This is a genomic window from Salinisphaera sp. Q1T1-3, from assembly GCF_003602005.1.
Classification (GTDB): Bacteria; Pseudomonadota; Gammaproteobacteria; order Nevskiales; family Salinisphaeraceae; genus Salinisphaera.
This window is the reverse complement of record NZ_QZWD01000027.1, coordinates 1-12,794: the sequence shown is the minus strand read 5'-3', so window position 1 is coordinate 12,794 and position 12,794 is coordinate 1. Positions and strand designations below refer to the sequence as shown.

Here is a 12,794-nt window from a genome sequence, read left to right as displayed (position 1 = left end):
GCAGGCCATGCGACCGGTCGTCTTGTCCCGGCTGTGGGGCCACACTAGAATCCGCCGTTTGCCGTCGGCGCGTGGGCGCCGTTTCAGCGCCCCCGACGGGGCTCGGGCTCAATCAAGAGGCAGGCCATGAGCGCTGCATCGCACCCGCCGCGCGTGAGCGTGGTGATCCCGACGTTCAACAATGCCCGCTTCATCGGCGATGCCATCGATAGCGTGTTGGCGCAGTCGTTGACGGATTTCGAGCTCATCGTCATCGACGATGCCTCGACCGATGAGACGGCGGACGTGGTCGGCGTCTATCCGGATGTGCGCGTGCGCTATGTGCGCAACGACACACAGCTGGGCATCGCCGGCGCCCGCAATCGCGGCCTGGCGCTGGCGCGCGGGCAGTACATGGCTTCCCTGGACAGCGATGACCGGGCCGATACGCACCGCCTGGCGATGCAGACCGACTTTCTTGATCGACACCCCGATCATGCGGCCGTGGGTTCCTGGGCAGCCTGGATGGACGAGCAGGGCCGGCGCAACCGCGCGATCACGCGTCGACCCACCGATGCCGATGCCGCCCACGCCCAGCTGATCTACAAAAGCCCGTTGCAACAGCCCTCGGTGACCGGCCGCACGCGCGTTCTGCGGGAGACCGGTTATGACGAGACGTTCACCTACAGCTCGGACTACGAGTTCTGGAGCCGGCTGGCCGAATCGCACCGGATCGCCAGCCAGCCGTATCCGCTGGTCTGCTGCCGGCGTCATCCGACCAGTACCACGCGCGGCAAGGCCGAGGCGATCCAGGGTTTCCAGAGACGTATCTTCGCCCGCCAGCTCGACTGTCTCGGCATGCGCTATGCGGACGCCGACCTGGACCGGCATCGCGTACTGTGGCGCAACGGCAAACGTCAGCCGGCTGATCTCGCCGAGCTGGACTGGGCGGCGGACTGGCTGACACGGCTCGGCGAGGCCAATGCGCGGACCCGTTATTTCCCGGTCCGGGCCTTCGAGGGCGTGCTGGGCATCGGTTGGGTACAGATCGCCTATGCTGCCGGCCTGCTGCAATCGCCGACCGTGATGCGTCGTTTCGTCACCGCGGCGCCAAGGCGTTTCATCGGGCCGGGGCTGGCCCAGCGGCTGCGTCTGATGACCAGACGCGTCGGCACGCCCCGGGCACCGGCCGAACGGGCTGCCGTGACATGAATGCGGCGACTCCCGCGGCCGGCGCGGCGATTCGTGTATTGCTCTACCATCACGTCGGCGTGTTTGCGAAACCGCCGAATCGGCTCGGGCTGTATTGTCATGTCGATCGATTCGCCCGTCACATGCGCCAGCTCGTGCGGCCGGATCTGACCGTGATCAGCCTCGACCGGGCGCTCGCGGCCCTTCGCGGCGAGGCGCCGCTCAAGCAGCCGGGCGTGGTGCTGACCTTCGATGACGCCTTCGTCGATTTCCATTGTCATGCCTGGCCGATACTGGCGTATCACGGATTTCCGGCCACGGTATTCGCGGTCAGCGATCGTCTCGGCGCCACGGCGGACTGGCAGACCGAGGCGTACTCCGAGGCCGATCATCGGCTCATGGACGGGCCGGCGCTGCGCGAGCTGGCCGATGCCGGCATCGAGATCGGTGCCCATTCGGCGACCCACCCCCGGCTGAGCCGATTGAACGCCGCCGAGCGGACCCACGAGATCGACGATTCCGGCAAGCGGTTGGCCGATGTCCTGGGCCGCGAGGTACGGCATTTCGCCTATCCCTACGGCGACTACGATGCGGACGTGATGGCGCGGGTAGAGAACGCCGGTTTCGCCAGTGGCCTGACCTGTATCCGCGATCGCGCCGAGCGTGCGGCCAGTCGCTACGAGATCCCGCGGGAAGGGATGTCCTTCAAGGATGGCCCGCTCGCCTTTGCCTACAAGACACGCTGGCGGCACGGGCGCAACGGCTGACTGAGTCGGCATCGCATGACGGCGACAACGGCCGTCATGACGTGATTGTCGCGTCCAAGGGCAGCCCGGCTGCCACCGGCCGCGGCGGCACAACGGCCGATGCGCCGGTTGTCCGGGCGTATCGCACATGCCGAGACGCGCCACGTCGGGCGACGACTGCCCGGCGCAGCGACGCGGCTCAGGTCTCGGCTGGCTCGAGGGCGATCTCGATGGCCTCGGCGACTTCTCCGATGTAGCGGATATCCAGCGCCTCGCGGATATTGTCGGGGATGTCCTCCTCGTCCCTGGCGTTGCGCTCGGGCAGCAACACGGTCTTGATGCCGGCCTGATGCGCGGCCAGCGTCTTCTCCTTGACGCCGCCGATCGGCAGAACCTGACCGCGCAGACTGATTTCGCCAGTCATGGCGACATCGGCCCGGACCTTGCGATCGGTCATCAGCGAGACCAGTGCAGTATAGAGTGCGACACCGGCACTCGGGCCGTCCTTCTTGATCGCGCCGGCCGGGACATGGATATGGATATCCGACTTGTCGACGCGTTCCTGGGCGATGCCCAGGGTCTCGGCCCGGGCCTTGACCAGCGACAGCGCAGCCTGGGCGGATTCCCGCATCACATCGCCCAGTTGCCCGGTGATCGTGAGTTTGCCGTTGCCCGGCGCGCGTGAGGCCTCGACGAACAGGATGTCCCCGCCGGCCGGTGTCCAGGCCAGGCCGGTGACCACGCCGGCGACGCCGGTGCGCAGCGCGACCTCGTCGTCGATACGTCGGGCACCGATGATGGCCTGCAGGTCGCTCGGTTCGATCCGCCCCGGGCCGGATTCGCCTTCGGCGACCTTGACCGCGGCGTGCCGGGCGATCGAGCCGATCTGGCGCTCGAAGTTGCGCAGCCCGGCCTCGCGGGTGTAGCCGGCGATGATGGCATCGAGCGCGGCATCGGAAATATCGACCTGTTCGGCCGTCACGCCGGCCTGTTCGCGCTGGCGATCGATCAGATAACGCTTGGCGATCTGTTTCTTCTCCTCGCGGGTGTAACCGGGGACCTCGATGACTTCCATACGATCGCGCAACGGGCCCGGAATGGTGTCGAGTACGTTCGCGGTGGCGATGAACATCACCTTCGACAGATCGAACGGCGTGCCGAGATAGTGGTCGTTGAAGGAATCGTTCTGCGAGGGGTCCAGCACCTCGAGCAGGGCCGAGGCCGGATCGCCGTGGGCCGAGGTGCCGAGCTTGTCCATCTCGTCGAGCATGAACACGGGGTTACGGGTCCCGGCCTTCTTGATCTGGCTGATGATGGACCCCGGCATCGCGCCGACGTAGGTTCGGCGATGGCCGCGGATCTCGGATTCGTCGTGCACACCGCCCAGCGCTGCCCGCACGAACTCGCGATTCATCGCCCGGGCGATCGAGCGGCCCAGCGAGGTCTTGCCGACCCCGGGCGGGCCGACGAAACACAGGATCGGGGCCTTGCCGTCCGGGTTGAGCTTGTGCACGGCCAGATGTTCGAGGATGCGCCGCTTGATCTTGTCCAGGCCGTAGTGATCCTCGTCCAGGATCGCGCGGGACCGGGCGATATCGATGGCGTCGGTCGAGAGCTTGTCCCACGGCAGCTCGGCCATCAGCTCCAGATAGGTCCGTACCATCGAATACTCGGCCGAGGACTCGTTCATGCGTTCCAGCCGGCGCAGCTCCCGGTCGGTCTGCTCGGCGGCGTCCTCGGGCAGGTTGGCCTTGTCGAGCGCTTCGCGTAGCCGTTCGGCTTCTTCGGTGACGTTGTCGTCTTCGCCGAGCTCGCGTTGAATGGAACGCATCTGCTCGCGGAGCATCGCCTTGCGCTGATGCTCGGACATCCGCTCCTGGGTCTGCTTGTTGATATCGGCGGACAGCCGCATGACCTCGAGACGGTAATCCATGAAGGACTGCACCAGCTCGAGCCGCGGCTCGAGCTCGATGGTCTCGAGAATGCGTTGTTTCTCCTTCGGCTTGAGCCCCAGGTAGCCGGCCGTCGCATCGGCGAGCAGGGCCGCGGACTCGATCGATCGAATGGCGTTGGCCAGCTCGCGCGAGGGCTGGTCCATCAGCTCGATCGCCTGCAGTGCGCGGGCGCGCAGGTTCGACATGCGGGCATCGATCTGCTTGTCGCCCTCTGTTTCCGGTTCGTCGATCCAGCTGATCCGCGCCTTCAGGTCGCCGTGGTCGTCCTCGAAGAATTCGTGTACGCGAAACCGCGACACCCCCTGGCAGACGAGATGATGCAGCCCGTCGTTGCCGGTCACATAGCGCAGGATATTGGCGACGGTGCCGACCCGGTGCAGCGCCTCGGGGCCAGCGTCGTTGGCCTCGCCGTCGCCGGTCGCCGAACCGAGGATCAGCCCCACGGGATGATCGTTCTGGGTGGCCCGCTGGGCGGCACCGATCGTGGCCTGGCGCTGCAGCACCACCGGCATGACCAGCTCCGGGAACAGCACGGTCTCCTGCATCGGCAGGATCGTGATGGTCTCCGGTCGCGGCGTGGACTGACGGTTGTAGACCAGCGTGGTGCTGGGCCCCTCGACAGTACGCGGGGCCGATGTGTTCTCGACGGTATCGTCGAGATGCTCACGGGATTCGGAAGGGTCTTGTTCGCTCATCTCGGAAATCGCTTCTGCTGGGGCCGGTCGAAGCGCCGCAAGCGCGCTCTGTGGACGCGAACGGGCGGCTATTCGCCGTGCAGGGATCAGCGTGCGCTTGCACGCCACGTCGTCGCCGGACGCCGGGGTTATCGCTTGGCCAGGGTCAGATACAGACAGCCGTCGGTCAGCTCGTGGCCGGCGATGGTCAGACGCGGCCAGGGCAGAGTGATGGCCCGTTCGAAATGGCCGTGCGGAATCTCCAGGCGGTGCAGCACGGCGCGTTCACCGGGCGTGGGGACCTGGCGCTGGCCGGCCACGTACAGCGTGTCGCCGCGCACCTCCAGATCGCTCAAGGTGGCATCGGACACGCCGGGCAGGGCGACGATCACGTAGATCGCATCGGTCGTCTCGAAGATGTCGACCGGGGGCTCCCACTGACGGCGTGGCTGGTGGGTCGCCTTCTTGAAGAACTGGCGCTGTATGCGATCCGCCTGCTCTTGGCGGCGCACCGCCTCGGCCCACATCCAGCTGTCGAGATCGTCGATCGCCATGACACCTTCATCCATTATCGGTCTGGCATGAAGATAGAGCCGGCTACAGTGCGATACAACCGCTGTCGGCGTTTGGCGATCGCATGCCGGGCATCGATCGCATCGATGCCCGGCATGCGGCGTCGACGAGAGCGGTCAGAGCCCGGCGAGCCAGACGATGATGGGAACCAGAATCGCGGTGAGCGCGCCATTCAGGCCCATGGCGAGGCCGGAGAACGCGCCGGCGCGGTCGCTGTGCTCGAAGGCACGCGCGGTACCGATGCCATGCGAGCCCACACCGAGCGCGAACCCCTTGGCGACCGGATCGCGCAGGCCGAGCACGCGCAGCAGGGGGATGCCGATGGCCGCGCCCACGATCCCGGTGAGGATGACGAATACGGCGGTCAGGCTCGGGCTGCCGCCGATCTGGTCCGAGATGCCCATGGCGATCGGGGTGGTGACCGATTTCGGCAGCATCGACAGCATCATCTCGCCGCGCAGGCCGAGGGCGGTGCCGATGGCCAGCGCGCTGAGCACGGCGGTGAGAGAGCCCACGGTGAGCGCGATGGCGATCGGCAGCCACAGGCGCTTGAGGGTCGCGGCCTGGCTGGCCAGCGGCACGGCCAGCGCCACAGTGGCCGGTCCGAGCAGAAAGCTGATGAACTGGGCGCCGTCGAAATACTCGTGATACGGCGTGCCGGTGGCCAGCAGCAGCACGACGAGCACGGCCACGCTCACCAGCACGGGGTTGAGCAGTGGAAAATCACCGGCCAGGCGATAGAGCTGCTGGGCAAGCCAGAAGATGCCCACGGTCAGCGTCAGCCAGAGCAGCGGCTGTTCCGCGAGATAGACCCAGATCTGTGTGATGGCGTTCATCTCACGCGCTCCCGTGGTCTTTCTCGGCAGCCGGCATGAGCCAGTGCAGCGTGAAGCCGGTGACCACGATCGCGATGGCGGCGCTGGCGATCAGCGTGACCGAGAGCGCGATCCAGTGCGCGGCCACGCCGTGGAGATGCGTGATGATGCCCACGCCGGCCGGGACGAACAGCAGGGCGAGATTGGACAGCAGTGCTTTCGTCGTGCCTTCCAGCGCGTGTGGCGTGGCACCGCGCCACAGCAGATAGGCGAACAGGATGAGCATGCCGACGACCGGGCCGGGCAGGGGAATGCCGGTCAGGCGGATGATGATGGTGCCGATGAGTTGCAGGACGAGCAACGCGGCGATCGAGGCGATCATGAGGCGTGTCTTGGCGTATGGCGCGCGTATTATGCGAAAAGCGGCGCCGCCACGCAGCGGGCGGGCCGCGAACCGCCGGTACCGCTTCGGGCGACCGGCGCTCGTTATGGCCCGGCACGACAAAGGGCCGACGCCATCGCCGCCGGCCCGTGATGGGCGCGTTCGCCCCGACTCAGTCGAAGTAGCTGAAGCTCTCGCCCGATTCGATGCCCGTGACTGCGTCATGGATCAGACGGATGACGTTTTCCACGTCCGTGCGATGCACCATCTCCACCGTGGTGTGCATGTAGCGCAGCGGCAGCGCGATGAGCGCCGAGGGCACGCCGGCATTGCTGTAGGCAAAGGCATCGGTGTCCGTGCCGGTCGCCGGTGAGCTGACCAGACGCTGGAACGGGATGTCGCCGCTCTCGGCGGTGCTGATCAGATGTTCGCGCACGTTGTTCTGGACCGCGGGCGCATACGTGATCACCGGGCCGTCGCCGATCTTGACCTGGCCGATGGTCTTGGCTTCGATCATCGGGGTCGAGGTGTCGTGGGTGACGTCGGTGCAGATCGCCACGTTCGGCTGGATGCGCTCGGCGATCATGCCGGCCCCCTTGAGGCCGACTTCTTCCTGCACGGAGTTGACGATATACAGCCCGAAATCGGGGCGCTTGCCGGATTCGTGGATCAGTCGCGCGACCTCGGCGATCATGAAACCGCCCATGCGATTGTCGATGGCACGGCAGACGAAACGATCCGCACCGAGCGTGAAGAACTGATCCGGATAGGTGATCACGCAGCCGACGTGAATGCCCAGCGCCTCGACACCTGCCTTATCGTCGGCGCCCACGTCCACGAAGATATTGTCTTTCGACGGGGCTTTCTCCTTGGACGGGTTGCGGGTGTGAATCGCCGGCCAGCCGAAGACGCCGTCGACCGGGCCGTTCTTGGTATGGACGTGCACCCGCTTGGAGGTGGCGATCTGGTGGTCGGAGCCGCCGTTGCGGGCCACGGAGATGAAACCGTCATCGGTGATGTGGCGGACATACCAGCCGATCTCGTCGGCATGGCCTTCGATCACGACCTTGTACTCGGCTTCGGGATTGATCACGCCAACCGCATTGCCGTAGGCGTCGGTGATGAATTCATCGACGTAGGGCTTCAGATACGCCATCCAGAGCTTCTGCCCGGCGGACTCGTAACCTGTCGGCGAGGCGTTGTTCAGATAACGCTCGAGAAAGGCCATGGAGTCGGCGGTGAGAATCGATCCGGTGTCAGCCATGAAAAAGACCTGTTGCAGACGCCCTTGCCGGGCGAAAATGAAAGGCCACATTCTCCGCGCGCGGCCGATGCGCGACAAGTCGCCGTCATGACCGCGTGACGGCGCCGTTTGAAAGGCTTTTCGATGACGACCGGTGACTCCACGCCGCGCCGCCGTGCCCCGCATGCCTCTGCAGCCAGCCCGACCGCGGGGCGCCGGCTTGCTGCCATCGGCCCGGGATTGCTGCTCGCCGCCGCCGCGATCGGCGTATCGCATCTGGTGCAGGCCACCCGCGCGGGCGCGGACTATGGCCTCGGCCTGCTCTGGGCCGTGCTGCTGGTCAATCTGTTCAAGTATCCCTTCCTCGAATACGGGCCGCGTTTTGCCGCAGCCACCGGCCGCTCGATGCTCGACGGCTACTGGCAGCTCTCCCGGCACGCGGTGACGATCTACTTCCTGTTCACGCTCGGCACGATGTTCGCCATCCAGGCCGCACTGGCGCTGGTCACGGCCAATCTGGCGATCGCGATGACCGGTCTGTCCGGCCCGCCCATTCTCTGGGCCGCCGGGTTACTGGCGGTCTCGGCGGCGATCCTCTATCGCGGTCACTATCGCGTACTCGATGGGGCGATCAAGTGGATCGTGGCGGTGTTGGCCGTGAGCACGCTGGTGGCGGTCGTCGCGGCCCTGATCCACGGCCCCGCCGGCGACTGGGCGACAGCGACGCCGAAACCGGTCTGGTCGGCCGGCGGCATCGCGTTTCTCATCGCCCTGATGGGCTGGATGCCGATCCCGATCGATGCCGCGGCCTGGCATTCGCTCTGGACGCTCGAGCGGGCGCGTCAGACCGGCCGGCTGCCGACGCTCGCGCATGCCCGGCTGGATTTCAATATCGGCTATATCGGCACCTGTGTTCTGGCGATCGGTTTCCTGGCGCTCGGGGCGCTTGTCATGTATGCGACCGGCACCCTGTTCTCCGACAGCGGGGCAGTGTTCGCCGAACAGTTGATCGGTCTTTATACCGACACGCTCGGTACCTGGGCCTGGCCGCTGATCGCGGCCTGTGCCTTCACGGCCATGTTCTCGACCCTGCTGACCGTACTGGATGCCCATCCGCGCGTGATGCGCCACATGATCGCGATGCTGGCCTACCGCCCGCCGCTGGCCGACAGCGTCGGGCTCTATCGCGGGTTGCTCGTCGCGGTGCCGACGGTCTCGCTGGGCGTGCTGTACCTGCTCGGCAGCCGGTTCACGGTGATGATCGATCTGGCGACGAGCCTGTCGTTTCTCACCGCCCCGGTGCTGGCCTGGCTGAATTATCGGCTGGTGATGTCGCGTCATCTGCCCGAGCGCGCCCGACCGGGCGCTGCCATGCAATGGCTGAGCCGAGCCGGGCTGGTCTTTCTCAGCGGTTTCGCCGTGGTCTACGTGGGCTGGCGATTGGTCGGCTGAGAGCGACAAGCGGGCAGCCACCGTCGCTTGAACGGCGGATGCCCGGTCGGCCGTGCCCGGGTGAGGCCGATGCGTCGCGCAGCGGTGACGACACGCCGAGGGCCTGTTGATGTGTCGTGCGAGTCCGCGCCCGGTGCGCCCTGAAATTGACGATGGGCGGCAAGACGAGGCGTCGCGCAGTCATACGGCGCCAGCGTGCGAGAACGCTGTATTGCCGTCGTGTTTCTGATTCTGGGGCACTTTGTCCCGAAGGGGCGGGCTGCAAATCGCGCCCTGCCGCGTTGCCAGTCTGGATCGTGACACGCCACGATTGGCGACTCGCGCCTTGCCGGACACACGGCGGTCTCTCGACGAAAAGGCGCTCGCACGAAACCTCAACAGGCTCTAGCTGCGCTCGCGACAGCTGGCGATCTGGCGACCTGTCGTGTTGTCGTCGTTGCGTTCGGACAACGTCGCCTGGCCGTTACGCCCCGTACCGCGCGTCCACCATTCGTAATCGTCGCCGACATACCGGGCGCCGTCGGCCGACATGGCCAGCGACAGGGTGTGTTCGTCGCCTTTGTAATCGATCACGGCGGTCTCGACATCGGGATAGCGGGCCACGATCGTCTCGCCGGTGCTGCATTCGTAGCGGACATCGCCGGATGTTGGCGTGGCGTTGTCGGACGCGTCGTCGAGCGCGTCCGGTTCAGGGGTGCCGGACAGCGGCCCACCGGTGGTCGGCGAGGTCGCATTCGGCGAGCCGTCGGGCGGCGGCAGTGTGCTGGGGGCACAGGCGGCCAGGGCCAGGCTGGCCGCGACACAGGCCAGGGGAAGACGCAGGGTTTCGATCATGATCGTGCTCGTGGCAAGAGAAGTGAAGGAAAGATTCAGCCGGGGCGATGCATCTGGAAACGATGGTTGGGGCTGACCTCGAAATAATCCGCCGGGCCGCCGGCGCGCAGGATCGGCTCGGCCGCCGCCGTGTCATAGATGCCGTCGACAAGCAGGTGCCGGGCGATATACACGCCGACGACCTCGCCGAATACCATCCAGCTGTTCGTTGCCTCGCCGTCGGCGCCGGTCAGACGCAGGATCTGGCTCAGGCGACACTCGAACGATACCGGTGATTCGGCCACTCGAGGAGCGGCGATGTGCCGTGATGGCGTTGGCGTGAGCCCGGCCAGTTCGAACTCGTCGACTTCGGCCTCCACCGGTCGGCAGCTCTCGTTCATGGCCTCGGCCAGCGGGCGGGTGGCGAGGTTCCAGCCGAAGCCGCCGGTGGCCTCGATATTGGCCACCGAGTGCTTGTAGCCGACGCTGGCGAAGCCCACGATCGGCGGTGTGTAGTTGAACGCGTTGAAGAAGCTGTACGGCGCGAGGTTGCGAGTGCCATCAGCGGCAACCGAAGAGATCCAGCCGATGGGGCGGGGCGCCACGAGAGCGTTGAACGGGTCGTGCGGCAGACCGTGGCCGGCGCTGGGTTCGTAGTAGTGAAAATCGTCGGACATGTGAAGACCTTTCCGGAAGACGCGTATCTCGAGCGCGCCGCCGTGCCTCGACCGCGGCAGGCCGAGCCGGTGGTTGCTGCCGGATCGTATTCGTCCACCGGATGATGAAGCAGATGTCGCTACCTTAAACGCTCTAACGGTCGTGCGCATGCCCCGCCGGCCGTGCCGGGGCGCTTGGCGCGGACTCGCACGAAACTAGCGGCTGCGACGCCGACTCCGCAGCGAGGCTTCGGTGAGGTCGATATCGGCGAGAACGCGGCGCATGGTGATGTCATTGATGTGTGCATCGCGTCGCAGCTGGTACAGCGCCTCCCGTTCGGCATCGAGTGCGGACAGACGCAGCGTGCGTTCCATGGCAAAGCCGCGTCGGGCCCGCTGCTTGTCTGCGGTGTCCGCGTCCGGGTCGAGCCACGGTTGATAGCTCGCCATGATCCGGCCGGCGGTTTCGGAATACAGCGAGGCCTCGTCGGCATCGTCCTGCTCTTCGGCGTGCTGCTCGCGCAGCGTGTCCAGTCGCTTGATCGCGGCCTTGGCCGCTGCCGCCCGGGCCCGTCGTTCCTCGATCGCTCGCGGATCGTCGGCGGGCAGCTTGATGCGCTTGAGCAATGGCGGCAGGGCAACCGTGGCAACGGCCAGCGAGATCAGGATCACGGAGACGGCCAGATAGATGAACAGGCCCCGGCCCGGGAACGCTTGACCGTCAGCGCCGGCCAAGGGTAACGACAATACGGCGGCCAGCGTGATCGCCCCGCGCACGCCGGCGATGGCGGTGGTTGCCGCGACCCGGGTCGAAGGACGAATCGGGGTCTCGCCGCGTCGCACCGCGCGCCAGCTCGCGAGCTTGATCATGATCGCCACCCATATGAAACGCGTGACCAGCAGCAGACCGAACAATGCGAAGGGGTAGCTGATCATCTGGGCCATCGACAGGCCCATGGTGACGCTCGCATTGTCGGCCAGTCCCCATACCGCCGGGATCTGCTGACCGAGCAGGACGAAGATCAGACCGTTGAACACGAATTCGAGCATGGTCCACATGCCACGGCTCTGCATGCGGGTGTTGAGCTCGCCCTTGAGCGTGTCGATGCTGTTGAGGGTCATCCCGGCGGCGACTGCGGCCAGAATGCCTGACACACCCAGATGTTCGGCCAGCAGATAGGCCGCGAACGGCAGGAGCACGAGCAGGGCGACATGACTGGCCGGATCGTCGCCCCGCCATTGGGTGACGAAATGCCGGATCTGTGCAAAGAGCCAGGCGATGGCCCAGCCGACGGCCAGACCGCCGGCCGCAATCAGCACGAAGCTCAACGCGGCTGTCGGCAAGGAGAAGGCACCGGTCATGGCCGCGGCGACGCCGAAACGCAGCGCGACCAGCCCGGAGGCATCGTTCATCAAGGCCTCGCCCTGCAGGACATGCAGCATGCGAGGTGGAATCGGCGAGCCGCCGGTGATGGCCGAGACCGCCACCGCGTCGGTCGGCGAGAGCACGGCGCCGAGCGCGAAACCGGCCGCCAGTGGAATGGCCGGAATCAGCCAGTGGATGAATAGCCCGACGCACAGCACCGTCACCATCACCAGCCCGAGCGCCAGGGCCGTGATCGGAACGACCAGACGACGGAATTCACGCTGCGGCATCCGCCAGCCGTCGATGAACAACAGCGGCGGGATGAACAACAAAAAGAAGATTTCCGGATGCAGCTGGACATGCAGGCCGAAGCTGGGCACCGCGAGCGCGGCGCCCATGGCGATCTGCACCAGCGGTCGCGGCAGCCGAAGCGGCAGCAGTCCGATGAGCACGCCGGACAGGGCGACCGTGAAAAGCAGAATCAGGCTGGTCAGAACGATCGACATGCGATGGGCGACTCGGGAAATGACGATAATCGTGCCCGATTCTAACCGTGGGCGCGCCAACGGGCTGGGCGATGGCCGGGCGAATGCGCGAACATGAGGATCGGTTTGGCGGTGGTGATCTCATGAGCGGTTTTATCAACTGGGGCGACCAGACGAGCGAGACGTTGGCCGCGATGGCGGCCGACGATCCGGTCGCGGTTCTGCCGGTGGCGGCGATCGAGCAACATGGGCCGCATCTGCCGTTGTCGACCGACGCCGTGATTGGCGAAGGGCTGCTGGATGCGGCCAGCGCGGTCTATAACGGCATGCGTCCGGTACTGCGACTGCCGATGCTGTCGCTCGGTGCCAGCGTCGAGCACACGGGGTTTCCCGGCACGCTCAGTCTCTCGCCCGAGCGGATGGCGGCCTCGATCGAGGCTGTGGGGGCGGGTGTGGCACGGGCG

At 66.3% G+C, this 12,794-nt stretch carries 12 protein-coding genes; 4 read left to right on the top strand and 8 right to left on the bottom strand.

Annotated features, from left to right (window positions below):
- Positions 1–126 precede the first annotated feature (126 nt).
- A complete protein-coding gene (locus D3260_RS16785) occupies positions 127–1,191 on the top strand; it encodes a glycosyltransferase (protein ID WP_120099768.1) in 1,065 nt (354 codons plus the stop codon).
- Positions 1,188–1,937, top strand: coding sequence for a polysaccharide deacetylase family protein (locus tag D3260_RS16780; protein ID WP_120099767.1), 750 nt, complete (start codon positions 1,188–1,190; stop codon positions 1,935–1,937). The genes D3260_RS16785 and D3260_RS16780 overlap by 4 nt, the downstream gene beginning before the upstream one ends.
- Positions 1,938–2,115: 178 nt before the next feature.
- Here D3260_RS16780 and lon read toward each other — a convergent pair whose 3' ends face one another.
- From lon to D3260_RS16755, 5 genes are all read right to left on the bottom strand, one after another.
- The gene (gene lon, locus D3260_RS16775) at positions 2,116–4,566 is read right to left on the bottom strand and encodes an endopeptidase La (protein WP_120099766.1); all 2,451 of its coding nucleotides are present in this window, start codon (positions 4,564–4,566) and stop codon (positions 2,116–2,118) included.
- A 128-nt stretch (positions 4,567–4,694) separates the two neighbouring features.
- Entirely contained in the window at positions 4,695–5,114 is a 420-nt protein-coding gene (locus tag D3260_RS16770) for an Hsp20/alpha crystallin family protein (RefSeq protein WP_120099765.1), read from the bottom strand.
- 120 nt (positions 5,115–5,234) lie between these two features.
- The gene (locus D3260_RS16765; RefSeq protein WP_120099764.1) at positions 5,235–5,954 is read right to left on the bottom strand and encodes an LrgB family protein; all 720 of its coding nucleotides are present in this window, start codon (positions 5,952–5,954) and stop codon (positions 5,235–5,237) included.
- A gap of 1 nt (position 5,955) precedes the next feature.
- Complete coding sequence (locus D3260_RS16760) at positions 5,956–6,315, bottom strand: CidA/LrgA family protein (protein WP_120099763.1); 360 nt, start codon at positions 6,313–6,315, stop codon at positions 5,956–5,958.
- 172 nt (positions 6,316–6,487) lie between these two features.
- Positions 6,488–7,579 carry a M42 family metallopeptidase gene (locus D3260_RS16755; RefSeq protein WP_120099783.1) on the bottom strand — a complete coding sequence of 364 codons (1,092 nt, stop codon included), beginning with the start codon at positions 7,577–7,579 and terminating at the stop codon, positions 6,488–6,490.
- A gap of 123 nt (positions 7,580–7,702) precedes the next feature.
- Here D3260_RS16755 and D3260_RS16750 point away from each other — a divergent pair, with 123 nt between their 5' ends.
- Complete coding sequence (locus D3260_RS16750; RefSeq protein WP_120099762.1) at positions 7,703–9,010, top strand: NRAMP family divalent metal transporter; 1,308 nt, start codon at positions 7,703–7,705, stop codon at positions 9,008–9,010.
- A 384-nt stretch (positions 9,011–9,394) separates the two neighbouring features.
- Here D3260_RS16750 and D3260_RS16745 read toward each other — a convergent pair whose 3' ends face one another.
- The 3 genes from D3260_RS16745 to D3260_RS16735 form a co-directional block, all read right to left on the bottom strand.
- Positions 9,395–9,844 (bottom strand): MliC family protein, encoded by a 450-nt coding sequence (locus D3260_RS16745; protein WP_120099761.1) that lies wholly within the window; start codon positions 9,842–9,844, stop codon positions 9,395–9,397.
- Positions 9,845–9,879: 35 nt separating this feature from the next.
- Positions 9,880–10,500: a flavin reductase family protein gene (locus tag D3260_RS16740; protein ID WP_120099760.1), complete on the bottom strand. Its 621-nt coding sequence runs from the start codon at positions 10,498–10,500 to the stop codon at positions 9,880–9,882.
- A 195-nt stretch (positions 10,501–10,695) separates the two neighbouring features.
- Positions 10,696–12,351: a Na+/H+ antiporter gene (locus D3260_RS16735; protein WP_120099759.1), complete on the bottom strand. Its 1,656-nt coding sequence runs from the start codon at positions 12,349–12,351 to the stop codon at positions 10,696–10,698.
- A 122-nt stretch (positions 12,352–12,473) separates the two neighbouring features.
- Between D3260_RS16735 and D3260_RS16730 the strand changes: the two genes are divergently transcribed.
- Positions 12,474–12,794: creatininase family protein (locus D3260_RS16730; RefSeq protein WP_199671570.1), on the top strand; the 321-nt coding region annotated here is incomplete at its 3' end.